Annotated in this window: 30 protein-coding genes and 1 other RNA gene; 11 read left to right on the top strand and 20 right to left on the bottom strand. The window is 59.5% G+C overall.

The window, feature by feature from the left end:
• Window positions 1–3: 3 nt before the first annotated feature.
• The 9 genes from dnaK to EGH25_RS03070 all read right to left on the bottom strand — a co-directional run bounded on the left by dnaK (window position 4) and on the right by EGH25_RS03070 (window position 7,636).
• Window positions 4–1,926 (bottom strand): molecular chaperone DnaK, encoded by a 1,923-nt coding sequence (gene dnaK, locus EGH25_RS03110; protein WP_266086123.1) that lies wholly within the window; start codon window positions 1,924–1,926, stop codon window positions 4–6.
• Window positions 1,927–1,969: 43 nt separating this feature from the next.
• Complete coding sequence (locus EGH25_RS03105; RefSeq protein ID WP_266086121.1) at window positions 1,970–2,548, bottom strand: nucleotide exchange factor GrpE; 579 nt, start codon at window positions 2,546–2,548, stop codon at window positions 1,970–1,972.
• A 440-nt stretch (window positions 2,549–2,988) separates the two neighbouring features.
• Entirely contained in the window at window positions 2,989–3,714 is a 726-nt protein-coding gene (locus EGH25_RS03100) for a metallophosphoesterase family protein (protein WP_266086119.1), read from the bottom strand.
• Window positions 3,711–4,553, bottom strand: coding sequence for an archaeosortase A (gene artA / locus EGH25_RS03095; RefSeq protein WP_266086118.1), 843 nt, complete (start codon window positions 4,551–4,553; stop codon window positions 3,711–3,713). Before artA ends, EGH25_RS03100 begins: the two co-directional genes overlap by 4 nt.
• A 39-nt stretch (window positions 4,554–4,592) precedes the next feature.
• Window positions 4,593–5,180, bottom strand: a complete 588-nt coding sequence (locus EGH25_RS03090; protein ID WP_266086116.1) for a protein sorting system archaetidylserine decarboxylase — start codon at window positions 5,178–5,180, stop codon at window positions 4,593–4,595.
• The gene (locus tag EGH25_RS03085; RefSeq protein WP_266086114.1) at window positions 5,177–5,398 is read right to left on the bottom strand and encodes a hypothetical protein; all 222 of its coding nucleotides are present in this window, start codon (window positions 5,396–5,398) and stop codon (window positions 5,177–5,179) included. The genes EGH25_RS03090 and EGH25_RS03085 overlap by 4 nt, the downstream gene beginning before the upstream one ends.
• A gap of 36 nt (window positions 5,399–5,434) precedes the next feature.
• Window positions 5,435–5,959 carry a class IV adenylate cyclase gene (cyaB, locus tag EGH25_RS03080; RefSeq protein ID WP_266086112.1) on the bottom strand — a complete coding sequence of 175 codons (525 nt, stop codon included), beginning with the start codon at window positions 5,957–5,959 and terminating at the stop codon, window positions 5,435–5,437.
• A 38-nt stretch (window positions 5,960–5,997) separates the two neighbouring features.
• Window positions 5,998–6,840 carry a ribose-phosphate diphosphokinase gene (locus tag EGH25_RS03075; protein ID WP_266086110.1) on the bottom strand — a complete coding sequence of 281 codons (843 nt, stop codon included), beginning with the start codon at window positions 6,838–6,840 and terminating at the stop codon, window positions 5,998–6,000.
• Between the two features lie 22 nt (window positions 6,841–6,862).
• Window positions 6,863–7,636, bottom strand: coding sequence for an SAM hydrolase/SAM-dependent halogenase family protein (locus EGH25_RS03070; protein WP_266086108.1), 774 nt, complete (start codon window positions 7,634–7,636; stop codon window positions 6,863–6,865).
• A gap of 90 nt (window positions 7,637–7,726) precedes the next feature.
• Between EGH25_RS03070 and ffs the strand changes: the two genes are divergently transcribed.
• The 7 genes from ffs to EGH25_RS03035 all read left to right on the top strand — a co-directional run bounded on the left by ffs (window position 7,727) and on the right by EGH25_RS03035 (window position 12,507).
• Window positions 7,727–8,034: signal recognition particle sRNA (gene ffs, locus EGH25_RS03065), an RNA gene on the top strand.
• A 52-nt stretch (window positions 8,035–8,086) separates the two neighbouring features.
• Window positions 8,087–8,728, top strand: a complete 642-nt coding sequence (locus tag EGH25_RS03060) for a hypothetical protein (RefSeq protein WP_266086106.1) — start codon at window positions 8,087–8,089, stop codon at window positions 8,726–8,728.
• The gene (locus EGH25_RS03055; protein WP_266086104.1) at window positions 8,721–9,542 is read left to right on the top strand and encodes a menaquinone biosynthetic enzyme MqnA/MqnD family protein; all 822 of its coding nucleotides are present in this window, start codon (window positions 8,721–8,723) and stop codon (window positions 9,540–9,542) included. Before EGH25_RS03060 ends, EGH25_RS03055 begins: the two co-directional genes overlap by 8 nt.
• Window positions 9,539–10,642 (top strand): cyclic dehypoxanthinyl futalosine synthase, encoded by a 1,104-nt coding sequence (gene mqnC / locus EGH25_RS03050; RefSeq protein ID WP_266086102.1) that lies wholly within the window; start codon window positions 9,539–9,541, stop codon window positions 10,640–10,642. The genes EGH25_RS03055 and mqnC overlap by 4 nt, the downstream gene beginning before the upstream one ends.
• A 103-nt stretch (window positions 10,643–10,745) precedes the next feature.
• The gene (locus tag EGH25_RS03045; protein ID WP_266086101.1) at window positions 10,746–11,162 is read left to right on the top strand and encodes a DUF2178 domain-containing protein; all 417 of its coding nucleotides are present in this window, start codon (window positions 10,746–10,748) and stop codon (window positions 11,160–11,162) included.
• Window positions 11,159–11,362, top strand: a complete 204-nt coding sequence (locus tag EGH25_RS03040) for a helix-turn-helix transcriptional regulator (RefSeq protein WP_266086099.1) — start codon at window positions 11,159–11,161, stop codon at window positions 11,360–11,362. Before EGH25_RS03045 ends, EGH25_RS03040 begins: the two co-directional genes overlap by 4 nt.
• A 2-nt stretch (window positions 11,363–11,364) precedes the next feature.
• Window positions 11,365–12,507, top strand: coding sequence for an HD domain-containing protein (locus EGH25_RS03035; RefSeq protein ID WP_266086098.1), 1,143 nt, complete (start codon window positions 11,365–11,367; stop codon window positions 12,505–12,507).
• Here EGH25_RS03035 and EGH25_RS03030 read toward each other — a convergent pair.
• Complete coding sequence (locus EGH25_RS03030) at window positions 12,504–12,716, bottom strand: DUF7120 family protein (protein WP_266086096.1); 213 nt, start codon at window positions 12,714–12,716, stop codon at window positions 12,504–12,506. The two genes, EGH25_RS03035 and EGH25_RS03030, sit on opposite strands and share 4 nt — an antisense overlap.
• Before the next feature lie 82 nt (window positions 12,717–12,798).
• On the opposite strand from EGH25_RS03030, the gene EGH25_RS03025 reads away from it, so the two are divergent.
• The 3 genes from EGH25_RS03025 (at window position 12,799) to EGH25_RS03015 (ending at window position 15,099) form a co-directional block, all read left to right on the top strand.
• Window positions 12,799–13,623, top strand: a complete 825-nt coding sequence (locus EGH25_RS03025; RefSeq protein ID WP_266086095.1) for an ATP-grasp domain-containing protein — start codon at window positions 12,799–12,801, stop codon at window positions 13,621–13,623.
• A 166-nt stretch (window positions 13,624–13,789) separates the two neighbouring features.
• Window positions 13,790–14,044 (top strand): DUF7123 family protein, encoded by a 255-nt coding sequence (locus EGH25_RS03020; protein WP_266086094.1) that lies wholly within the window; start codon window positions 13,790–13,792, stop codon window positions 14,042–14,044.
• 74 nt (window positions 14,045–14,118) lie between these two features.
• Window positions 14,119–15,099 carry a phytoene/squalene synthase family protein gene (locus tag EGH25_RS03015; RefSeq protein WP_266086092.1) on the top strand — a complete coding sequence of 327 codons (981 nt, stop codon included), beginning with the start codon at window positions 14,119–14,121 and terminating at the stop codon, window positions 15,097–15,099.
• Here the strand turns inward: EGH25_RS03015 and cruF are convergent.
• From cruF to EGH25_RS03000, 3 genes are read right to left on the bottom strand one after another with little or no spacing between them, the layout of a single operon-like run.
• Entirely contained in the window at window positions 15,096–15,950 is an 855-nt protein-coding gene (cruF, locus tag EGH25_RS03010; RefSeq protein ID WP_266086091.1) for a bisanhydrobacterioruberin hydratase, read from the bottom strand. The genes EGH25_RS03015 and cruF overlap by 4 nt on opposite strands.
• Window positions 15,950–16,798 carry a prenyltransferase gene (locus EGH25_RS03005; RefSeq protein ID WP_266086089.1) on the bottom strand — a complete coding sequence of 283 codons (849 nt, stop codon included), beginning with the start codon at window positions 16,796–16,798 and terminating at the stop codon, window positions 15,950–15,952. The genes cruF and EGH25_RS03005 overlap by 1 nt, the downstream gene beginning before the upstream one ends.
• Window positions 16,788–18,269, bottom strand: coding sequence for a phytoene desaturase family protein (locus tag EGH25_RS03000; RefSeq protein ID WP_266086088.1), 1,482 nt, complete (start codon window positions 18,267–18,269; stop codon window positions 16,788–16,790). Before EGH25_RS03000 ends, EGH25_RS03005 begins: the two co-directional genes overlap by 11 nt.
• A 79-nt stretch (window positions 18,270–18,348) precedes the next feature.
• Between EGH25_RS03000 and EGH25_RS02995 the strand changes: the two genes are divergently transcribed.
• Entirely contained in the window at window positions 18,349–19,311 is a 963-nt protein-coding gene (locus EGH25_RS02995; RefSeq protein ID WP_266086086.1) for a succinylglutamate desuccinylase/aspartoacylase family protein, read from the top strand.
• A gap of 27 nt (window positions 19,312–19,338) precedes the next feature.
• Here EGH25_RS02995 and EGH25_RS02990 read toward each other — a convergent pair whose 3' ends face one another.
• The 7 genes from EGH25_RS02990 to EGH25_RS02960 form a co-directional block, all read right to left on the bottom strand.
• Window positions 19,339–19,878, bottom strand: a complete 540-nt coding sequence (locus EGH25_RS02990; protein ID WP_266086084.1) for a hypothetical protein — start codon at window positions 19,876–19,878, stop codon at window positions 19,339–19,341.
• The gene (locus EGH25_RS02985) at window positions 19,875–20,477 is read right to left on the bottom strand and encodes a hypothetical protein (protein ID WP_266086082.1); all 603 of its coding nucleotides are present in this window, start codon (window positions 20,475–20,477) and stop codon (window positions 19,875–19,877) included. Before EGH25_RS02985 ends, EGH25_RS02990 begins: the two co-directional genes overlap by 4 nt.
• Complete coding sequence (locus EGH25_RS02980) at window positions 20,467–21,231, bottom strand: hypothetical protein (protein WP_266086081.1); 765 nt, start codon at window positions 21,229–21,231, stop codon at window positions 20,467–20,469. The genes EGH25_RS02985 and EGH25_RS02980 overlap by 11 nt, the downstream gene beginning before the upstream one ends.
• A 182-nt stretch (window positions 21,232–21,413) precedes the next feature.
• Complete coding sequence (locus tag EGH25_RS02975; protein ID WP_266086080.1) at window positions 21,414–21,791, bottom strand: hypothetical protein; 378 nt, start codon at window positions 21,789–21,791, stop codon at window positions 21,414–21,416.
• Window positions 21,792–22,466, bottom strand: a complete 675-nt coding sequence (locus EGH25_RS02970) for a hypothetical protein (RefSeq protein ID WP_266086079.1) — start codon at window positions 22,464–22,466, stop codon at window positions 21,792–21,794. It lies immediately after the preceding gene.
• Window positions 22,463–23,341 carry a hypothetical protein gene (locus EGH25_RS02965; RefSeq protein WP_266086078.1) on the bottom strand — a complete coding sequence of 293 codons (879 nt, stop codon included), beginning with the start codon at window positions 23,339–23,341 and terminating at the stop codon, window positions 22,463–22,465. The genes EGH25_RS02970 and EGH25_RS02965 overlap by 4 nt, the downstream gene beginning before the upstream one ends.
• Before the next feature lie 112 nt (window positions 23,342–23,453).
• Window positions 23,454–24,176, bottom strand: a complete 723-nt coding sequence (locus EGH25_RS02960; protein WP_266086076.1) for a helix-turn-helix transcriptional regulator — start codon at window positions 24,174–24,176, stop codon at window positions 23,454–23,456.
• Between the last annotated feature and the right edge of the window lie 105 nt (window positions 24,177–24,281).

Below are 24,281 nucleotides of genomic sequence, written 5' to 3'. Positions count from 1 at the left end.
GTGTTACCCGTCGTCCTTTTCCGAGTCTTCGAAGTCTGCTTCCTCGGCGTCGGTTCCTGAGTCACCGCCAGCCTGACTGAAGTCGAAGTCGGCACCGCCCGCGCCGCCACCAGCACCTGCGCCCGCGGCACCTCCAGCACCCGCGGCTCCTGCACCTGCGGCACCGCCTGCATCCGGTTCGCCAGCCTCGGCGTATATCTCCTTGCTCATCTCCTGCACCGCCTCGTTGAGCGACTCGGTCACGTCTTCGAGTTCGTCCTTTGTGGCGTCTTCGTCTTCGAGCACGTCGCGTACCTCTTCGACGGCTTCCTCGACCTCCTCCGCCGTCGTCTCGTCGACCTCTTCGCGGTTGTCGTCGAGCGTTGTTTCGGCTCGGTTGGCGGCGCTCTCCGCCTCGTTACGTGCCTCTATGCGCTCGCGTCTGCGCTCGTCCTCCTCGGCGTGTTTCTCCGCCTCGTTCACCATATCGTCTATCTCCTCGTCCGAAAGACCCGTGCCGCCCTCGATAGTAACCGACTCCGTCGTGCCGCTACCCTTGTCCTCAGCCTCGACGTTGACGATGCCGTTCTCGTCAAGCGAGAAAGTGACCTCTATCTGTGGCGTCCCTGCGGGCGCGGGCGGTATACCCGACAGCATGAACTCGTCGAGGAGTTCGTTCTCCTCCGCGATCTCGCGCTCGCCCTGGAAGACACGTACGGTGACGCTCGTCTGGTTGTCCGCCGCCGTCGTGAAGACCTTCGACGCCTCCGTGGGTATCGTCGTGTTGCGGTCGATTAGACGTGTGAAGACGCCGCCCTTCGTCTCTATACCGAGCGACAGCGGGGTGACATCGAGGAGAACGAGGTCGTCGACCTCTCCGCTTAGGACGCCGCCCTGTATCGCCGCGCCGAGCGCCACCGCCTCGTCGGGGTTTACGTCGCGGCGTGGCTCGATACCGACCTCGTCGCCTATCATACCGCGCACCTGCGGCATACGTGTCGAACCGCCGACGAGTATTATCTCGTCTATACCGTCCTCGTCGACGCCCGCATCGTCCATAGCCTGACGCATCGGTTCGGTCGTACGCCCCAGAAGGTCGTCGGTCAGCGACTCGAACTTGGCGCGGGTGAGCGAGGTTTCGAGGTTGATAGGTCCGTCGTCGCCCGCGGCGATGAACGGTAGGTTTATGCTCGTCTCCTTGCGCGACGAAAGCTCTATCTTCGCCTCCTCCGCGGCGTCCTTGAGACGCTGGAGAGCCTGTCTGTCCTCACGTAGGTCGATACCGTGTTCGTCCTCGAACCCGTCGGCGAGATGTTCGATGATCGCGTTGTCCCAGTCGTCGCCGCCAAGATCGTTGTCTCCGCTCGTCGCCACGACCTCGTAGACGCCGCCGCCGAGTTCGAGTATGGAGACGTCGAACGTCCCTCCGCCGAGGTCGTAGACGAGGACGGTCTGATCGGACTCGTCGTCGAGACCGTAAGCCATCGCCGCGGCGGTGGGTTCGTTTACGATACGTTCGACCTCAAGACCCGCTATCTTCCCTGCGTCCTTGGTCGCCTGCCTCTGTGCGTCGGAGAAGTAGGCGGGGACGGTTATAACGGCGCGCTCGATCTCCTCGCCGAGGTAGTCCTCGGCGTCGCGTTTCATCTTCTGGAGTACCATCGCGCTGATCTGCTCCGGCGTGTAGTCCTCGTTGTCGACGGTTACCTCATACTCCTCACCCATATGGCGTTTTATAGACTGTACCGTCCTGTCGGGATTCTGAACCGCCTGATTCTTCGCCGTCTTTCCGACGAGGCGTTCGCCGTCGTCGCTGAACGCGACCACCGAAGGCGTCGTGCGGTCGCCCTCGGAGTTCTCGATTATGTCAGGGTCGCCCGCCTCCATGATAGCCATCGCGCTGTTCGTCGTACCAAGATCGATACCGAGTATCTTCTCTGAAGCCATCGGTTACACGAGGGTTGTCAGTCCGATGGCTAAAAGCTTGTTTTTACTCGTCTTCGCCCTCGTCTCCGTCGGCAACGGTTACCTTCGCGGGACGTAGGACGCGCCCAGCCATGACGTAGCCCTGTTCGTAAACGTCCACCACCTCTCCTTCCTCGTGTTCCTCGGAGTCGACGCGCATCATAGCCTCGTGTTTCTCAGGGTCGAACTCATCGGTCTCGACACGTTCGACGCCTTCGTCGCGGAGAACGTCGTCGAGTTCGTCACGTATGATTTCAACGCCCTCACGCAGATCCTCACCGTCGGCGTCCGTCTCCTCGTCGGCTTCGAGCGCCCTGTCGATGTCGTCACGGACGCCGAGCAGACGTTCGACGAGGTCTTCGGTGGCGCGCTCACGAACCTCCTCCCTGCGCTCCTCGGCGCGTTTCTTGTAGTTCTGAAAGTCCGCCTGAACGCGTTTGACGCGTGATTCGAGTTCGTCGACGCGCCCTTGTCGCTCGGCGAGTTCGCCTTCGAGTTCGTCGATACGTTCTTGGCGCTCTTCGAGACGGTTACGGAGCTTCTCCGGTTCCGCCGGTTCGTCGTCACCGCCGTCGTGTTTCTCCTCTGTGTCCAAAACTCTCACCTTTACGCCGTCTTGGCGACGGCTACGGATAAGTTCAACTGATTACACGTAGTACAGCAGAATGCCTGACCCTTTAGGGTCAGAATGAATGCGTCGAAAGGTCAACCTATCGCACTCCGTAGTCTGTCTGGATATTCAACACAAAGAATTTATTTTCCTAATGCGTATTGAAACCGCCGTAACATTAGGTTGACGTAAGCGGAAACTCGCAGGCTGAACAACCTGCCGTTGAGCAAGGTCTTTGACCTTGCGAAGACACGCCCACCATGACTGGGGAGATAGGCACGTTTGACCGTGCTATACGAGCTGTAAACCACGCCTTCGATAATAATTAGGCGGGAACCTACGACACGGCTCCCGAAAGGGAACTTGACCGTTAGGAAACGCCCAACCTTAATATCCGCTTCGCGGATTCCTCCAACTTCAGGCGGAGGAGGGGGTCAAAGCATACGCCGGAAGTCGTCGATCGGCGGGAAACGCAGAGCCTCGTCTCGGGTTTCGACCGCGACACGGAAACGGTCGAAGTCGCGTACGAACGGTGACATGAAGTCGTATGCGCGCATCTCGTTGACTACGACGCCCTCACACAGAGGGTTGAGCGCGGGAGTCATGACTACCGCCGCGTCCTCGTAAGGTCCGTGCAGGAAACAGGACTGCTTCTGACCCTCTATCTCGACCGTCGGATGGTCGTGTCCGACGACGTACAGGGACGCGTCGGGAAGGTTCGCGGGAACCGTGTCGCCGTGGACGAAGACGACGTCGCCTTCCTCGTGCCAAGCCTCCGTCTCAACAACGGCGTCAAGATCGGTGTCGTGGTTGCCTTCAACGAAGACGGGTTCGGCTCCGTACGTCTCAGTAACGCGCTCCAGACGCCGGACGGTGTCGCCCGCGTCACCGATACCCCCGAACGAGTGCTGTACGTCGCCGTCGAAAACAAGTGTCGAAGGCTCGGAACGGGTCAGTACGTCGCGTACGGCTTCTTCAAGCGCCGTCTCCTCGTCGAAGGGTAACGCAGTCCCGTCACGTCTCGCGGCATCGGCAAGACCGACGTGCAGATCGCTGACGGAGGCGACGTCCTCCTCAGGAACGTAGACCGCACCCGCGCCGAAGCTTAGGTCTTCGAACCCACCCGCGGGTGTCTCTGACCCCTCGTCACCCTCGATCATGCAGTCTTATTCTTGATGCCGAGGAGTTCAAGCACCTCGTCAAGAAGATGTGTGAGTTCGGGGAGGAAACGGATGACAGCGAGCAGTATACCGACGAGGACGATTACACTCAAGCCCTGGGATATAACCTTGTCAGCCCAGAAGAAGCTCGCGTACGCGTCGAACTTACCCGTGACGGACGCGATGAAACCCTCGCCGTACGGGAACCACTGGTATCCGTACGCCGTCGCTATGAACACGTTACGTCCGAGGTTGAGGGCGTATATGACGGGTACGGAGACGGCGAACGCCATCGTCTTCCTACGGAACGGTGCGCGTATCACGGAGATTAGCCCCGCAAAGATAGCCATGCTACCGATACCCGTACACGCGAGTATGATATGCGTCCTGTACTCCTCCCCTGTCGCGGGGTTGGTGACGGCGAAGATGTTACGTACACCGTCGCCGGTTATGAGCTGTGCGTTGACGCCGAGAACCGACATTATACGGTTCGTCTGCGCCGCCGTGTGTTCGATAAGGGCGGTGTTGAGAGCGCCTATGAGACCGAACGGTAGGTAGATGATCCCCATGGCGGCGACGGCTTGGCTCAGCTTGAGAACCGTGTCGCGTTCCTCGTTAACCAGACGGTAGCCGACGTATACGGATAGCGGAAGTGCGACGACGGCGAGTATAACCTTTATCCAGCTGTTGGTTCCGAGGTAGATAGGTATACGGACGAACCAGAACGCGCCGAAGAACACCCAGCCCGCGGCGGAGAGGACGTATGCGCGATCCTCGTAGACGGCTCCGAGAAGGAACAGGGCTATCGCCGTCCAGAGCAGTAGTGTTATGGCTTCCATCGGGGGAGGTTACGGTATTCGCGGTCAAAAGCTTACCGCTCATCCGTCGTTAGCGAGAACCGTCTCGCCCGCGCGGACGCGGTCGCCTTCCTCGACGCGGAGGTCGTCTCGCGTGTACGACGCGGGGAAGACAACATCCGCGCGCGAACCGAAGGCTATGACACCGAGACGTTCACCCCTTTCGACGGCTTCCCCTTCTTCGACGTACGTCGTGATACGACGTGCGAAAGCGCCCGCGATCTGTACCACGCCGAAGCCGCCGATGGTCGTCTCCAGACGCTCGTTACGGTCGCTGTCCTTAGAGAAAGCCGGGCGGTGCGCTCCGTCGTGGTGGACGGTCGAAGAGACGGTGCCTCCGACGGGTGCGCGGTTGACGTGAACGTCGTGGAGGTTCATGAAGACGCCGACGCGTAGCCTTCCGTCCTCCTCGCGCACGACCGACACCTTTCCGTCGGCGGGTGAGACGACACCGGATCCGTCGGGTTCGCGGTCGGGGTCACGGAAGAAGACGGCTACGAGTATAGGTAAAGCGACGGCGACCGAGAAGGCTGTGGGGGAGTAAAACGATGCGACAGCAGGTACGAGACACGCGACCGCGATCCATCTAAAGCCGACGCGTGCTATCATTCGGTTCGATCCGGTGAAGGCTGTCGGCGCTCGCCGTCGCCGTCGTCGTTACAGTACCTGTACGGAGCCGTGTCGTTCTCAGCCGTTTTCGCCGTGTGGGAGCCGTCATACGCGGAACAGTCGCCGAGCCGTACGGCTACGTCGCCCTTCCCCCTCCGTGTACCGCCTCGGTTATGTATGACCGAACCGTCGTCTTTGCTCTCCACGGCGCGCGGCATACTACCACATCCTCGCGCGTCCACTTAGCCGTAACGTCACGCGTACAGGAGTTCGAGATACGACTCGGTTACGGAGTCCTGAGGGTCGAGATCGAGACGTTCGAGCGTACCGAAGACCGCCTCGCGCGCCTCGTCGTTGTCGTCGCCTTCCTCGCGCTCCAGTTCGACCTCGACGAACTCGCCGAGACCGTCGACCTCGTCGAGCGTAACCGTCGTGCCGTCGAGGACGTAGAGACGCCGATCCTTCTCGACGGTTCCGAACTCCTCGAAGCCGAGTGATTCGAGTACGGCGCGCGCGGTTTGGGCGTCGCCGACGGAGGTTTCGTGCTCCTGCCTTGTCTTTGTACCGTCGCCGCGTTTGGCTCCCTTGTACGTCACGTACGCGTCGCCGTTCTCGCGCCGTACGCGCAGAGCCTCGTCGGTTTGAGCGAAGTCACGGTGTGGAGCGGAGAAGTACGTATCGACCTGTCTCTTTTCCCCAACCTCTTGGGCGTCAAGTTGGGTGAGACTTTCCTCAGCCTCGTCAAGCGATGCACGTACCTTGACCTCGACCTCTATCATAGACGTACGTCGGCTTGCGGCGTCATACCTCCGACGGTTCAGAGATGGCGCGCGAGAACCGGCGCGACGGACGCCTCGCTCAACGCCGTGCCGAGCGTGTCCGTCGCCACGACGCGTTCGACGCCCGCCGAGTAGAGACGCAGGACTGCGTTACGCGCGAAGACGGGATGGACACACGCGACACGGACGGAGCGCGCGCCATTCCCGCGTAGAACCTCGACCGCCTCGGTCATCGTCCCGCCCGTAGCCACTATGTCGTCGACGAGGACGGCGTCGCGTCCTTGGGCGTCGACCTCCTGCGTCTCGATACGTACCTCGTCGCCTGAGAGACGTTTCTTTACGAGATGGTCGGCGTCGCCGCCCACGCGTTCGGCGAGGCTCTGTGCGAGTTTGCGCGCGCCGCCGTCGGGCGCTACGACCAGAGGCTCTTCGAGTTCTTCGGTAAACGCGTCGGCGAGAGCGGGTGCGGCGTCGAGGTCACGTCTTTCAGGGGCGTCGAACCAGTCTTCGAGTACGTCCGTCTCGTGGAGGTTGACGGTCGTGACCGAGTCGACGTGCGGGAGCGCGGAGCCGAGAGCACGCGCCGAAACCGCCTCACCATCTTCGAACTCGTCGTCCTGACGTGAGTAGCCCATGTAAGGTATAACGAGGTCGGTACGTGACGCACCGCGGACGGCATCGAGTATCTGGAGGAGTTCGACGTACGCCTCATCCGTAGGCGTACTCGCAACGACCGCGACCTCCTTGTCTTCGACGCCGGGGACGCGGACGAGACGTTCGCCGTCGGGGAAGCTTTCGTGCTCGACACGTACGAGTTTGCGTCCCGTCTCGCGCGCGACGCGCGCCGCGAGAACCTGCGACTCCGAGCCTGCTACTATCATACGGGTGGTTATCGCGTCCGTCTTATCCCTCTTTCGTCTCCGGACGGACGGTCAGATCGTCGCCCGAAGATAGACCGAGTACGTCGGCACCGCTCGCCTCGCGCGCGGCTACCTCAAGGTTTCCGTGGCTACCGACGAGAGCGAGGGGTTCACCGCGTCCGACGTCGGCGTACGTACGTTCGAAAGGTAGGCGTCTTCCGTCGATGACGACCTCACCGCCGTAGTCGGTACGCGCGAGAACGGCGTCGCCGCTCAGGTTCGTAACCGCGTTCCCGAAACGGTCGACGTAGACGACGGTTGCGCGCGCCTCGCCTCCTTCGAAAGTCGGTGTGCCGAGGTCAAGTCGGGTCGGTTCGACGCGTTCGCCGGCGACAGCGCCGACCCCGTCCACGGCGACACGTACAGCCTGCGGTGCGAATACGTCGCGTCCGTGGAACGTATGCGACTCTGGTTCGTCGTACGGCGCGTCGTAGAAACGCGCGTCATCGCCCGCGAGTTCGCGCGCCGCGGGTACCAGAACTCCGTTGTCGGGACCGACGAGGTACTGGTCGCCAGCCTCGGCGACGACCGAACGGCGGTCGGTACCAACACCGGGGTCGACAACGACGCAGTGGACGGTTCCTTCGGGGAAGTACGGCGCGACGTTGCGGAGTATGAACGCGCCAGCGCGGACGTCCTGCGGCGGTACCTCGTGGTAGATGTCGATGACAGGGACGCCGTGCGACGCGACGACGCCGCGCATCGATGCGACGTAGAAGTCGTCGAAGTCGGTGAGCAGGGTGACAGGAGCCTGCATAACGGTTCATGCTCCTCCGCGACGTATCCGTCTTCCGTTTCACCGTCTTATGTTCCACAACGTTTTTGCGTCCGCCCGCGCTACGCCACAAAGCGGACTAGCCCGGGTGGTTAGGCGTCACCTCCACCGCAAACCGTCTTCAGCGGGGGCGAGAAAGCCGGGAAGGCTCCTGACGGCGGGAGGGTCCGAGGAGCCGACGTAGAAGCCTCGTCCCACGAGGGCAGAGGTGACGTGTCGACACCCGGAGGGGTGTACGCCACGTCTTGACGGCGGGCACCGGGTCAGGCGCGGAAGCGAGCATCCCACCCGTCGACATCTGTCGCCCGTGGGGTCGCGGGGTGGAGGAGGCTCGTCGGGTAGCCCCCCTGTCCCGACGGAGACGACCCGGTCGTCCGCGTTTTTTATTCGTCATTGGAAGCGTATTTACGGATAGCCGACGTACTGTATACGATGAGAAACACGGACACAGAAGCCGTGTCTGCGCGGGAAGACGTGGCTAAACTACTTGAGACGGACGGTGTCAACCGTCTCGGTAAGGAAGCGCGTGAGAAGACACGACGCATGACGGACGACCGTGTCTACTACGGAAGCCTCACCCCTCCTGAGGACGTGACACAGGACGGCTACGACGAGGTGCGTCTCTCCAAACGTGACGAGGTACCGGGATCCGCCGTCGATCTCTTCGTGGGTAACACCAAGGACGGCTTCGACGCGTACCGTGACGTTCCCGAACCCGTCGACGTTGCGGTCGTCTACGGAGACGGAGCCGATGGCTTCGCCAAACGTCTGGGTGATGTCAGGGAGCTTTCGGCGCAGACGGACGTACGCTGTGTTACGCTCGTACCCGACGGACGGACGACAGCTTTCACCGATCTGAAGACGGTCGCGGTGACGCGTCTTTTCCTCGACGTTCTGGGGGTACGTGTCGGACGCGACGGTGTCGGCGATAAGCTCGCCCAGACATCGCTTACGTACGGGGCTAACGACCTCGGCTTCGTAGAGGAGGACGACGGTTTCGACCCCGAACTCGCGGCGCGCGAGGCTGGCTTCGTGCCTGTCGACCGCGCAGAGGCGGGTGGTTACGGTGTCTGAGCCGACGCGTGTCGGACGTATAGACTTCGTGAACTCCGACCCCGTCTACCACGGTATAGAGACGGGCGAGGTCGAAGCCGACATACGTCTCGTCGAGGGCTTCCCCGCGGCTCTAAACGAGATGTTAGCGCGCGGCGAGATAGATATAGCGCCGGTTTCGAGCATCGAGTACGCGCGCCGTTCCGACGACTACTACCTTCTCCCTGACCTGTCGGTCTCATCGCGCGCCGAGGTCGGTAGCGTCTCCCTTTTTTCGTCCGTACCGGCGGAGGAACTCGACGGCGCGACGGTGGCGCTCGCCTCAACGAGCGCGACGAGCGTCGTCCTTCTCAAGATTCTGCTCGACGAGAGGTACGGCGTCTCACCCGAGTACATCGTACGCGAACCCGACGCAGAGGCGATGCTCGCAGAGGCGGACGCGGGACTCGTAATAGGCGACCACGCGCTTCTTGCAGAGCGTGACGACGAAACCGACGCACACGTCTACGACCTTGGGCGCGAGTGGCGCGAACACACCGACGAACGTATGGTCTACGCCGTCTGGGCTGTCCGGAACGACGTACCGCGCTCCGAGGCGCTCGGCGTCGCTGAGGCGTTACAAGAGTCGAAACGCGTCGGCTACGAGGCTATCGACACGATAGCCTCCGACCTCGCAGAACGGATGAGCCTCGATCCCGGCTACGCACGAAGCTACCTCGGTATGCTCGACCACGACCTCACTCCGTCGCATATACGCGGACTTACCAAGTATTATGAGAAGGCGGAACGTATAGACGAGATAGAGACGGTTCCCGAAATAACGGTGAAAAAATGAGCAAGACAGCAACCCGCACGTCGGCGGAACGCGGCTACGAGGATGTCCTCGAAAGGGCGCTGAACGGCGAACGCCTCACACGCGAGGACGGCGTCGCGTTACAGAACGCACCTCTGACACGTCTCGGCGAGGTCGCCGACGAACTCCGCGCGCGACGAGCGGGCGATACGGTGACGTTCATCAAGGATCGCAACGTCAACTACACCAACGTCTGCGACACATACTGCTCGTTCTGCGCCTTCTACCGTAAGCCGGGGCACGACGAGGGTTACGTCCTGTCACGCGACGAACTCTACGAGAAGATACAGGAGACGGTCGACGCGGGCGGCGTCCAGATACTGATGCAGGGCGGCGTCCACCCCGACCTCGATCTCGAATGGTTCGAGGAGATGCTGAGCGACGTAAAGGAGCGTTTCGATATACATATGCACGCCTTCTCGCCTGAGGAGATAAACGACCTCGCGCGTAAGGAGAACCTCTCGTACCGTGAGGTCTTGCGCCGTCTACGCGACGCGGGTCTTGACTCGATCCCCGGCGGAGGCGGCGAGATACTCGCCGACCGCGTCCGTGACGAGATCTCGCCGTACAAGGTCACCAAGACCGAGTGGCTCGGCGTTATGCGCGCCGCACACGACCTCGGTCTTTCGACGACGGCGACGATGATGTACGGTACGGTCGAGACGTGGGACGAACGTATCGACCACCTCCTACGTCTACGCGACCTACAGGACGAGACGGGTGGATTCATGGCTTTCATCTGCTGGGACTTCCAGCCCGGTGACACGCCGCTCGCGCGCAAGACGGGTCCCAAAGGACCGAGCGCGACCGACTACCTCCGTACGCTCGCAGTCGCGCGGATCATGCTCGACAACTTCGAAAACTTCCAGTCGTCTTGGGTGACACAGGGCGCGAAGGTGGGTCAGATGGCTCTCGCCTACGGCGCAAACGACATGGGTAGCACGATGATGGAGGAGAACGTCGTCGCAGAGGCGGGCGCTGACTTCCGTATGACGGAGGATGAGATCGTACGCGCCATCGAGGACGCAGGGCGCCCCGCCGCGCTCCGCGACCAGCGGTACGACGTGCTTCAGGAGTACTGAGGTTTCTTACGGATTCCGTCCTCATCAGGAAGACGCATCGCCAAATACCAAAAGGTTAATACATAACGTAAAACAAGCTTTACGCGTAAAGGAGACTTTACGTATGACAGAGACAGACGGATTCATAGAGAGGTACAGCGGCGAAACGTACGGACGTCTGCTTGGCGCTATCTACCTGAGCGCCGCGGTCGTCTTCCTCGTAGGCATGGGGGTAGACCACGCCCGCGCCGGCTTCATCGGCTTCGTCGGTCTGTTCGTCATCGGGCTTATCGCCGACTTCGCACTCCGGCGTAGCTCCGTCACGGTCTACGACGAACGTTACGACGACCTTACGAAGAAGGCGAGCGCGGCGGTGTTTAGCCTGTACGGCGGCGGCGGTTTCGTCGTCTTCGTCTCACTGCTCGCGGCTGAGTTCGCGGGCGTCTACGAGATGGGTCCTATAGTAGAGCTGTTCTTCATGGCGTGGAGCGCCTTCGTTCTGACGTGGGGTGTCTTCTACACCTACTACAAGTACATATGAAAAACCGTCTGCGTGAGATGCGCGAGGAGCGGGGTCTTAGCCAGCGCGAACTCGCCGAACGCGTCGGGGTTACGCGCCAGACCATAAACTCGGTCGAGCGCGGGCGTTACGACCCTTCGCTCGAACTCGGCTTTGAACTCGCGGGGTTCTTCGGCTGTTACGCCGAGGACATATTCTTGTACGACGGCGACGAAGGGTAGGTATGACGACCAAGACGATCAAGGACGCGGTTCACGATCATATACGTGTCGACGGCTTCGCGCTTGACCTTCTCGACACGCCTGAGATGCAACGTCTGCGCCATATACGCCAGTTAGGCACGGCTTACCTCGTCTATCCGTCGGCGAATCATACGCGTTTCGAGCATTCGCTCGGCGTCTACCATCTCGCCGTACAGGCGCTCGACAACCTCGGCGTTTCGGGCGTCGAACGCGACGAGGTGCGCGCCGCGGCGTTGCTCCACGACGTCGGTCACACGCCTTTCTCGCACAACGTCGAAGGGGTGGTGGAGGATGAGGTAGGTAAGAGGCACGACGAGGTCGAGGATATCATAGACGGCGAGGTCGCGCGGGTTCTGGAGGAGCGCGGTATCTCGCCCGACAGCGTAGCGGCTCTCGTCCGTGGGGAGGGACGTTACGGACAGCTTGTTTCGGGCGAACTCGACGTCGACCGTATGGACTACCTCGTACGTGACGCATACCACACGGGAGTTCCTTACGGCACTATCGACAGCCGCAGGCTCGTCCTCGAACTCGGCTACGTCGGTGACGAACTCGTCCTTGGGGAGGGTAACATACAGACGGCGGAGGCGCTCCTACTCGCGCGCGCCTTGATGCATCCGACCGTCTACAACCACCACGTGGCGCGTATCTCTAAGGCTATGTTAAAACGCGGTACGGAACGCCTCATAGAGGGCGGCGTCGACGCGGGGCGCGTACGGCGTATGGACGACCACGAACTCGTCGTCGCTCTGCGCCAGAACGACGCGACGGCGGAGACTGGCGAACGTCTCGCGGAGCGCCGTCTGTACAAACGCGCCGTCTGGAAGCCGCGCGACGAGGTGCGCGATACGGCGCTCGACGCAAACCCGCGCGCTCTCGAAGACGAGATAGCCGACGACGCGGGGGTGGAGCCGCACGAGGTCATCGTCGATCTCTCTACGCCCCCGCGTATGGCTGAGACGGAGGCGAGCGTCGTCGTCGACGGCGAGAAACGCAGGCTCGAAGACGTATCACCGCTCGTAAGGACTCTGATGGAGCTACACGAAGAAGGCTGGCGGTTCGGTGTGTACGCGCCCGAAGAGGTTCTGGAGGATGTCGAGAGGGCGTCGGAGAAGGTGGTTTAGAACGCGTACTCGTCGTCTCCCCCCATCGTGTCCTCAAACTCGTCGAACTCCTCCTCCTCGTCGCGGCGTCCGCTCGTCCTCAGCGTCCTGATACCGATGGATATCAGATCCTCGACGGCTTCCTGCCTGTCGATGTACTCCTCCTCCTCTATCAGCTGAGCTATCTGCATCTCGAGACGCTCGGGTAAGTCTATCTCTATCTCTCCCATCGTTTGGGGTTGGTTCGCCCCCGCGTATTAAGCTTGCGGGGACGCTCGCAGGTCTAATAACGCTACGGCGACAACCGCGTCTGTGAAGCTTCTGCTGACCCACGGAGAGGCGTCGAACCGGCGTATCAAGGACGGCTTGCGACCCCACGGCGTCGACTGTACGACGTTCGAGACGACGGGGCGCGCGTACAGCCTCGACGAGGAGGTGGACGCCGACACGGGTCTCGTCTTCCCGTCGCGTCTCGTCGAAGGCGGCGTCGTCGACGCCCTCGGTGACATCGACTGGATCGTCGGCGCGCGCGACGTGCTGACGACGAGTAACAAAGCGCGGACGGTCGTTCTGCTCGAAGACGCCGGCGTCGCCGTGCCCGAAACACGCCTCCTCTCCAGCCCTGTGGGTGACGAGGAGGTGCGCACAGCGTTCGACGGCGTTGGCACGCCCGCGGTCGTCAAGCCAAACTCGGCTTCGTCGGGACGCGGCGCAACCCTCGTACGCGACGCCGACTCCGCAACCGGCGTCGCGGATCTTTTCGGCGTCGTCCACGAGTCCTCGCTCGTGCGCGACCGTACGTTCGTCGTACAGGAGTATATTGAGGGCGCGCGCGACTACCGCATCATGGTCGTCGACGGCGACTACGCAGGCGCTGTCGAGCGCCGCGCCGACGGCTGGAAGAAGAACGTCCATGCGGGAGCGGAGCCACACGGCGTCGAACCACCCGACTCCGTCGCCTCTGTGGCTGAGGAGGCGGCGCGCGCGCTCGGTGTCGACTTCTGCGGCGTCGACGTTCTATACGCCGACACGCCTCTGGTGAACGAAGTGAACGCGCGCCCGACGGTCGACGACGCCGACAAATACAACGACGGATTCTACGCGCGCCTCGCGCGGTTGGTGAAGAGCGTCGGATAGGAGAAAAAGATACGAAAGACCTTTTTAAACTGTGTAAAACAGTCTCGTTGCTTCTTCAAACCGGCTGAACCAGCCGGAACGGGTGAATAAACGGAAATAAATTCCAACGTTGAGGGGTGTTTAATTAGTACAGGTACATAGGGTGAGGTAGAGAGGTTGAGACAGAATGTCCACAGCATCCACGGCTCAACGTACCGACGGCATGAACGAAAAGCAGTCGGAGATAGTCGAGTACCTTGAGAACCGTGTTGAGGACGGCAAGTGCTACTTCAAGAGCAAGTTCATGTCGGACGACCTCGATATGTCGTCGCGCGAGATAGGTACGAACATGCTCCGTCTGTCCGAGAGATGCGACACGCTGTCGATAGAGAAATGGAGCTACGCGAGCGCGACGACATGGAAGGTTAAATCCGCGGAGTGAGCAACGAACCACGAAAGAACTAAACGGCTGTCGGACGTTGTATTTAGTATGCCAGCACCGGAGGATTCTTTCTGATGGTAGACGACGAGAGCGTAAAGCTGAGCCGCGCCATACAGAAAAGAACCGGTAGGACGTTCTTCTTTGCAACGCGTTTTCTGCCTCAACGCGTGAGGCACCGGACGCACGTTCTTTACGGCTTCTTCCGTATCTGTGATGAGGTCGTTGACGACTACAACGATGACACCGGTGTCGACGAGAAACACAGGGAACTCGAATCAGTACGCGAGGCGGCGCTCGGTCAGCGCGAAACGGACGAACCCGTGATAGAGGCGTTCGCGTCTGTGCGCGACGAGCACGGTATACCCGAACGCGAGGTGGACGAGTTTATCGACGCCATGCAGACCGATCTCACGAAGTCGCGTTACAGAGACTTTGACGAGCTACGAGGTTACATGCGCGGGAGCGCCGCCGCTGTTGGCAACATGATGACCTGTATAATGGGTGTCGACGACTACGAGGCTACGAAGCCCTACGCCGAAAAGCTCGGTGAGGCTTTCCAGATGACCAACTTCATACGCGACGTACGCGAGGACGCACAGAAAAGAGGTCGTATCTACCTCCCTCTCGAAACCGTCGAAAGAAACGGGGTGACGGAGGAGGATATCATCTCTCTCGAAGCCACAGAGGGCTTCCGCGGTGCCGTCCGCGAGGAACTGGAACGTACGGAGGAGCTGTACAGGGAGGGTGTCGAAGGGATACGTCTTCTGCCCGACGACTGCCGTTTCCCCGTACTGCTCGCCTCCGTGATGTACGCCGAGCACCACAGTCTGATACGTGGGCGTAACTACGACGTGCTTTCGTCGGAGCCTTCGCTCGGTACCGTACGTAAGCTTAGGGCTTACGGACGTACACGTCTCGCGTGGGTACGCGACAAGGATCCGGAGTCGGTCTTCGAGAGGGTGAGCGCGATCGAATCCGGAACGGGGTCGTCGCGCGTCGGACGTCTGAGGGAACGTATACCTTTCGCGGTAGGCGACGAGGCTGAGGGCGACTAACTCAACGGGTCGAGAAGACGTGAGTCGAAACGGTCGGTACGGAAGAGTCCTACACCGAAGACGACAGCGACGAGGGCGGGTAGGAGGTTTCCGAACCAGAGGTTTACGCCGCCCCAGAGTATGACGAAGCTCACCATGTCGTCGAGCATGAAGTCACAGCCTTCGAGACGTGAGAGAAGGGCATCGCGGTCGAAGGAGATGTCGAGAAGGACGACTGAGACGACGGCGGATAGCGTCCATCCCGCGTAGTTCGAAAGGGGGACGCCGTAGGAGAAAGCTTCCTCGAACGACCAGAAGCCGAGCGCGACCGCTCCGGGGTCAAGAACGACGTCCATACCGACGACCGTCACGGCGACCACACCGACGCGTACGAGGAGTGACGACGCGCGTCCGCCGAGAAGGAGAAGACAGAGAAGGTAGGCGTTGACGACGAGAGGTATGTAGAACACAGGAAGAGCGAGAGGTACACCCGCGTAGGTGGGTCCGAGGGAGACGCCGTAGGCGAACTCGCCGTAAGGGAAGCCGGTTGAGACGCCGACCACCTCGACGGCGTACGTGTAGACGACGAGAGCGGAGACGCCGTAAGCCGCGCGTCTACCGACGGTCGGAAGGACGCCAGCGATGAGGGGCGAACGCATGACGACGACGCCCAAAAGGAGTAGCCACGGGTTGAAGCTGACCGGGTCGGGCAGGACGCCCTCGGCGCTGGCGACGAGGGTAAAGGCTCCGACCGCGGGGAAAAGGACGGCTATAACGAAACGGTTGTCACGGACGGCGGAGTCGAAGGCGTTCTCGAACTCGTCGCGGTCGGACGGCAGACGGTCACGAACCGCCGTACCGCCGTAGCTCATCAGTACACCAGCTCCCAGAGACGTGTGAGTGTGACGACAGCGCCGACACCTGTGTTTAGAAGAGGGAAGTACCAGTACGCGCGGTCGACGTCCGTCTCAGCGTACGCGACACCGAGTGCAAGGGCGGGGTAGACAAGGAGAAGGGCGGCGAACGGTAATGAGACGGTGGCGAATACGGCGGCGCTCGCACCCCATACGACGGCGCAGTAGACGAGTGTGCGCCCCTTGCCGAGGTAGGTCGCCGTCGTCTCAACCCCGGCGGTACGGTCGGGTTCGATATCGGGAACCGCCGAGAACGTATGCATACCCATAGCCCAGAGCCACGCGCCGACGACTGCGAGGGGCGGGAGCGCCTCGGCGGGCGCGAGGGCGACGAAGCCGACTACGCCGGGTACGATGTAGAGACCGTTCGAGAACGAGTCGGCGAAAGGCGTCGTCTTGAAACGTGCGGGCGGTGCGCTGTACTCGACGGCGAGGAGGTAGAAGACGCCGAGTGCGACGAGGGCTGTGGGGGACAGAAACGGAACGAACGCGAGTCCGGCGACGCCCGACGCGACGACGACCGCCGCGACAACCCTGTCGTCGGTGTAACGTACCTCCTTCCCTTCCTTCTTAGGGTTCTGTTCGTCTATGTCGGCGTCGAAGTAGTCGTTGACGCCGTACAGAAACAGGTTCGCGGGTACGAGGAAGTAGAGGAAGAGTGCGAAGTTGAACGGTGACAGAAGCTCCTGAGGCGTTCCCGCGGCGTAGACGAGACCGACGAGAACGGGTCCTGCGAGGTAGAACCAGAACCGCGGGCGTGAAAGCTTGAACAGGTAGACGAGACGGTCGCGCGCCCTAAAGCTCATCCTTGACGGTGTTCGCGGTGTGTTCACCGCTAACGAGACACATGGGCACGCCTATACCGGGGTCGGTGTATGAACCCGTGTAGTACAGACGTTCGACCTTCGACGAGCGGTGCGACGGACGCATAAAGGCTGTCTGTGTCAGCGTATGAGCAAGACCGAGCGCCGTACCCTCGTAGCTGTTGTAACGCGAGGCGAAGTCGTCAACGGTGAACACCTCCTCGACGACGATACGGTCACGTATGTCGACGCCCGTGTTCTCCGCCATGTCGTCGAGAATCTTGTTCTTGTACCTCTCACGTATCTTTTCGTTGTCCTCAAGCCCCGACGCGATAGGGACGAGCGTAAACAGGTTTGAGAATCCGTCGGGTGCGATGCCGTCGTCCGACTCGGAGGCGACACAGAGGTAGTACGCGGGATCCATGGGCCAACCCGGGTTCTCGAATATGTTGTGGAAATGCTGATCCCAGTCGGTAGGTAGGACGAGCGTATGGTGTTCGAGTTCGTCAACGTCGCCCTCAACGCCCCAGTAGACGAGGAACGCAGAGGGTGCGTACGTACGTGACTCCCAGTACTCCTCACCGTGTGTCCGTTGGTGGTTCTCAAGAACGTCGAGTTCGAAATGCGCGTAGTCGGCGTCACAGACGGTCGCGTCGGCGCGGTACTCGCCGTCGGTCGTCCTTAGAACGCGTCCGGAGTTACGGACGCCCGTGACCTCGACATCAGTCCGTATCTCGACACCGAGTTCGCGTGCCATCTCTGCGATGGAGTCGGCGACACCCGTCATACCGCCCTCGGGGTAGTAGACACCGAGGTTGAAGTCGACGTGCGACATCAGGTTGTACAGGGCGGGCGTGTTCTTGGGCGAACCGCCGAGGAAGACGAGCGTGTACTGTAGGATCTGTCTTAGCTTGTCGTTCTCGAAACGGTTGTGGACGTACCCCTCCATCGAGCCGAGTAGCTGTAAGCCGAGAGGGATAGCACGGAGGACGGACGGATCGATCCAGTTACGTAGACGTGACCGATCCTCGTAGATGAAGTTGTTCATAGCGAGTTCGTAGTTTCTCTCCGACGAGTCGAGGTACCCACGAAGCTTCTCAGCCCCGTTCTCCTCGTACTCCTCGAAGACATCCGCCGCGAGCGCAGGCTCCTTAGGTATCTCGACCTCGTCGCCATCCTTGAAGAACACCTTGTAATGCGGATCGAGGTGTTCGAGTTCGTAGTAGTCCGAGGGTTCGCGGTCGAAGCTCCCGAAGAAACGTTCGAATACGTCGGGCATCAGGTACCACGAAGGACCCATGTCGAAACGGAAGCCCTCGACTTCAAGCGTGCTTGCACGTCCGCCCATCTGCTCGTTCTTTTCGAGTATAGTAACGTCAGCGCCGGCGTCGGCGAGGTAACAAGCCGACGATAGACCGCCGAATCCGCCGCCGACGACCGTTACTGAGGCGTCGGAAAGGTCGTCGGATGACATTTACAGATCAGTTGCGCCCAAGACATAAACGTGCTTCGAACCGGGAAAGTAATGTTACATGCCCGACATATCCGTGTAGATGGCTGAGTTCGGGTCTGCGCGAGCCGCACCGGGTGAGATCGACACGGGGATACTAACCGCCGGAGAGACGCGCGACGGCTCCGGCTTCGGTCTTCCGGTTGCGGTCGTAAACGGTGCTGAGGAAGGCGAAACGCTCTACGTACAGGCGGGAAGCGACGGCGACGAGCTAAACGGCGTCGGTGTCGTGCGCGAGGTAACCCGGCGTCTCGACGCCGACGAACTCACGGGACAGATACTCGTCGTCGGCGTCCTAAACTACCACGGCTTTCAGATGGCGGAGCACAAGAACCCCGTCGATAGCACCAAGCTCAACCGTGCGTTTCCGGGTGACGCCGACGGTTCGAGTAGCGAACGTCTCGCCAACCTCGTCTACGAGAACGGTGCAGAGCGCGCCGACCTCGGTCTGGATCTCCATCAGGGTTCGACAAGCCGTATGATAGACGAGGTACGCGTCCGTTGCGGACGTGGTCACCGTCTCCACGACGAATGCCTCGAACTCGCACGTACCTTCGGGACGGAGTACGTCCTCGACAAGAAGGGTCCCAAGGGGCAGTTGGCGCGCGCCGCACCCGAAGACGGCGTCCCTCTCGTCGACCCCGAACTCGGCGGTGCCGTCGGATGGGACAGAGGGTCAGTAGAGACGGGTGTACGCGGTGTCTTCAACGTCCTCAAGGGGTACGGATTCCTCGAAGGCGAACCCACGACGCCGGACGAACAGCTCCGCGCAAAGGAGTTCGAAGTCTTCCACGCCGACAGCGGTGGTCTGGTTGAAAGACACGCCGATCTGTACGACGAGGTCGGCAAGGGGGACGCTCTCTTCGAGGTCACCGACGTCTTCGGCGAGACGAAGGAGACGGTCGACTCTTCGGTGAACGGTGTCGTCTGGCGGACGCGTAGACTACCGATGGTTGCGACGGGTGAGTACGTGATGAGCGTTGCGACGGGGTTGGAGCGGTTCTGAATTAGAAGATCCGAACCTCCCGCCTCATCAGGAACCTGTTGATACGCCGGATAGGACGTAGCCTACCAACGCAAGCGGAACCCCCGAAACTAGCGTGACCACGGATACGAGAAACAGCGAAAGAAACATCCATGGGTCGAACGGGGGAAGTACGACCACCACAGAAAGGCAGACTGCGTAAGCCACCACGGAGGCGGCGGCGTAAATCCGGTCTCCGACCCCCGCTACGTGTCCTGTAACGTACAGGAAGGAGAGAGAGCCGAACCCGAAGACGAAACGCGCGGTTACCGCGTACGGTCCGGGGAAGTCGAAGTACAGCCACATACCTGTGAGAAGGAGAAAGGTCACCGCCGGAACCGCCAGCACGTATGAGTCTTTCTCTATCTTCCCTCGCATATACAGCCAACCGAAGGCTCCCGCTGTGACGTAAGAGGGAGCCACGAATACCAGATCGTAGGAAGCATCGTAGTGGTTCAGAACAGGTACGAACGGGGATACGTAGAGCAGGATTCCTATAAGCAGGAGCGGGTACGGGAGAATAGCTGAGATACGAGAGTCGAGGTTCATGTTTCGGTATTCGACGTGCTGGCTCGTTCATATTTACCGTACCGGAGATATCCGACGACTCCGAGCGGAAGACCGGCGACGAAAGGCACCACGGTCGCTATAAAAAGACCGGCGACTTCCCCCAAACTGGCACCACCCTCACCGTTAAGAACACGTACCGCGACAAACTGGACGGCACCCACGTACACCAACAGTATCATGCCTACGTACCCTACTTTCCGTGCGCGTATAGCTATCCCAAGCGAAAAGATTAGAGAGACGACCGAGTACGCGATGATTTCCAAGACCTCCGGCCAGTACGGCGGAGTACCGAAACCGGCGGGCGGTTCAGGTATGAGCAACATACTCAGCAGAAGCATACCAGCCGAAGCGGCGAAGGCTACTACGGGAGCCGCTACCATGTGCAGACGCACGTCGCCTCTACCGCGTGCGGCGAACAGCGTGAGAAGACCTGCCACCACGTAGTGCGGTGCTGTGAGAACGAGGAAGTCCTCGGTCTTGTCCAGCGGCAACGGTGCTAAAGGCGACAGGTAGAGTAGCACGCCGAGGGCTATGAGTAGATACGGGAGGAGATCCGTGATACGAAGGTTAGTTTCCATGTCCCGGTTCCCTGACTGTTTGTTGTCGGCGTCCGTTGTTCGGTACGAGGTACCCCACTACACCGAGCGGTATCCCCGCGCCGAGCGTGAGTGCGAGTACAACAGCACCTGTCCATGAGTATAACAGCGGTAGTACGCCAACGGTAAACAGAGGGATCCAGAGGGCGTAAGCCACCACGGCGGCACCGAGGTAAGCCCGCTCCTCCCTCTTCGATGCGTCGTCGGGTAGAAGACGGGGCACCACGGCGCGCGGTATTCCTAAGCTAAGGACGAGAACAAGTAGATGGAACACCGGCCGGGGGTCAAGTACAAGCTGGACAGTACCGGATCCGACCACTACCCAGACAGCGTAAGCCAGTACCGCGGTGCCGAGGTAGACGCGGTCTTTCCTGCTCGGATCGCCGCGCAGTAGAAGATAGGTTGCTACAGCGATAGGTATACCCGGAACAAGGACAGGAACGAGCGTAAGACCAAGCGAGACAGGGTTAACTCCACCCCAGCCCGCGCCGGGAAGACCGGAAGCTACGGTATACGTACATACGAGGTAAGCAAGTCCCGACGCACCGAAGTAGACCCACTCCTTCTTCTTCGCCGTCTGTCCAAGGACGAAGAAGAGGGATATACTGCCGTACGACACGACGCCTTCCGCGCTCAGACAGTAGGGGCTGGAAAGCTCAAAGTACAGCCACATGCCTGTGAGGATGAGAAATGTCACCGCCGGAACCGCCAGCACGTACGAGTTTCGCCTGACCATACCTCGGACGTAGAGCCAACCGAAGGCTCCCGCTGTGACGTAGGACGGGGATAGAGGTAGTAAGCTAACTCCGCCGAGGTTCAGAAGCGGCGATAGACCAAAAAGAACGCCGAGGGTTAGAAGAAGGTAGGGTATAGACTCCGGAAACCGTGAGTTGGATATCATTTCTGTTTAGCCGCCGTTTACTCTACTCCAACTGTAACTTCAATCGTTTCGTTACCGGGGAGTATGTAAATTGCCGCAGTCGTACTCGAAATACGGAGGTTTTCGGTTTCGCTCATCCCGTTCAGTTCGGCGCGCACCACATACTCCCCCTCTTCTTCTATGACGCTTTCCACCCTCGTGCTATCGTCCCGCGTAGCCTCTAACTCATCAGAGTATACTGTCCTACCGTCCTGTGTTATTTCAACCGACACGGTCGTGTTTTCCCTATCCGGGTTATCCAGTACCAGATCTATAGGTTCAAACTCACTCTCCCTCAGTTCATGGTTCTCGTCGTTCCCGAGACAGCCCGTGGCGAGAAAGACCGCCGACGCCGAGATGAACTTTCTTCGTTTCATCTATAGTGGTTCTATGCTATCTTCACTGTCTATATGATCTTGCACCTCGTTAACCGTACAATCACTATACCAACTTATTATTTCGTCTAAACTCCCATTATCTGCACATCCAATCGGATCCGAAGGCACAGCTATTATACTTGCCTCATCAGGGTTGAACCATCCTCCGTCCTGAGTAGACCCATCTGTGTGTTGTGCACCATACAGGTGCACAAGTTCGTGAGCCGCGATTCCTTCAGAACCCACATTTTCTAGATTGGATGGCAAATTCCCATTACGGTCTGCGCGCGCATCAACGATAGCTGCTCTGTTACAACAGGATCCTGCTTGACTATTGAGTGCAATACCCAGTTTATCATCATCCTGCCCCCAATCATCAATGACTATTATAGCAACATAATTGTCATAATACTGCCAGTAGTCTCTTAACCAGTCATTAGCATTATCTCGCCTGATAGACAAATCATCTATGTTGTCATCCTCAAACGCACTATCAGGAACAGCAATTGCTCCCTCAGACCAGTCCGCGAAGCTCGCCCCGTAATTACCGTTGGGACTTATTTCGTTTGCCCACACGTCTTCGCACCATTCTCTTATATCCACCAACTTACTGTCAGAAGAACTCCACTGGTCATGGAATGCCTGAGTTCCAAGGATGGCTATGTAGTTGCTCATTCATTATCACCTCCAGCAACAACTAATAAATCACCTGTCTTAGACTCCGTATTACCAGAGGACGCAGTCTGTGCTTTATTAGGGTCTACATTCAGTATGGAACTAACCCGGTTCTTTGCATACGGATTGTCTGATTCCATAGGAAATATCTTGGCGTCAGAAGAACCGTACACGGAGAGTCTACCATGGTTCCTCATCTTTATTACAGTCTCTATTTTAATTTCCTCTACGTCTCCTGGGACCATCACTTTCATCGTACCTTCGTCAGAGAATGGATCATCGATCGTTCTGGTTGAATCGCCTCTGGCTCTAGCCATGACTCTACGGGTACCTAATTCTACGGTTTTTTCTTCGTCAGGTCCAACAGATAGAGTGTGCTGTTCGGTGTTTAGTGTTGCTCTACTTCCCTCTACAGAGACTTCAGGTGTTACAGGAGTTTCCTTCTGGTCGGTTTTCAGACTCTTTTTTACTGTGCCTGACCAGTATGACTCAACAACAACACCGTTCCGTGGTTCTGAGTCAAGCAGCCGAGCACGCGGGGTATTCTCGTATCCTCCAGGAGAAGACATAATTGTTTCCCGCCCATCAAACACGTCTGTTCCAGTAGTTGTAAGCGTGACCCTGTTATTTTTCTTATCAATAACGTGACCGTGGCTTACGTGGCAGTTTACTCCCACAGGATATCGATATTCATCTACACCTCTGTGTTCAACAGCCGTCTCTATCAGCGTGGTCTCACCAAGATAAAAATCATCGTTGTCTGCTCTCACTACTTCAACTCCGCTCATACCGGTAACCGCACTAGCCGCAACGCCCGCAGATTTAAGTACCGTTCTTCTGTCTACGCTATCTCCTTGTTGGTCTTTCTCAACCATATCTTCTCTAACTTAACCCCAGGATTATATAGCCATGGACGTGGCGAAACACCCCCGGTTTCGCCAAAACTTTGGCGAGAACGGTTTGTACGCCAAAACTTTGGCGCGGAAACTACGGTTCGAACCGCTCAGCGTTTTCCTTGCACCCCTCGTACATCGCTTCAAAATGCTCGCGCGCGCTCCGCGACGCGAACGACGCGCGCCCCAGCACATGCCCGTCGTCGTCGTAAACCAGAACGCCGACACGGTGTTCGTCTAGCAGAGCCAGCCCGTGGGACAGATTACTATCCGTGACGAAGAACCGTGTTCCGTTCTGGGATGCCTCGTCCATCAGATCTCCGTGTTCGTCACGTATGTGTTCGAGGACTTCACGCTCCATAACGAACTCGGCGTCCAAGCCGTCGAGCACCTGTCCGTGGTAGGTACCGAGGTACGGCGGGAAGAGAACGGGTACGAGACCGCGCACCGTGTCCGCGTTCTTGACATGTTCACCGATCTCCCCGATAGTGCTGTTCGGTACGTGTTTACGCGAGGGCACGTACCTTCCTTGGGAGAGAACCTCCGCCGGCGCATCAAGGGCTTCGATTATCTCCTCAGCTTCGTAAGCAAGCTCAGCGTCCTTCAGGTTCGCGCGTACGACTTCGCCGTACTTCGTGAGCGTGTATCCGTCGTCGGTCTCTTCGACAACGCCGAGATCAGCGAGTTCGCCGAGATGCTTACGTACCGTTGAGGAGGACTTGCCGAGGTATTCCGCCACGGCACTCTTGTCTCTGTTCCCAGAGGTGATAGCCGCCAGATAGCCGTAACGTCGGTGTACGGTCAGCAGGCTGTCCATACCGGTTAAAGCTCAGCCCCTAACCACGAATGTTTTTTGCTCTCAGAGGTGTCAGATATCTTACAGGACGCAGGAAAGTTCGGTGGTTTAGTTTTCTGTCCTCGT

The sequence above is a fragment of the Halorutilus salinus genome (assembly GCF_026242195.1).
GTDB lineage: Archaea > Halobacteriota > Halobacteria > Halobacteriales > Halorutilaceae > Halorutilus > Halorutilus salinus.
The sequence above is the reverse complement of the archived record's forward strand: the minus strand, read 5'-3'. Positions and strand labels throughout refer to the sequence as shown.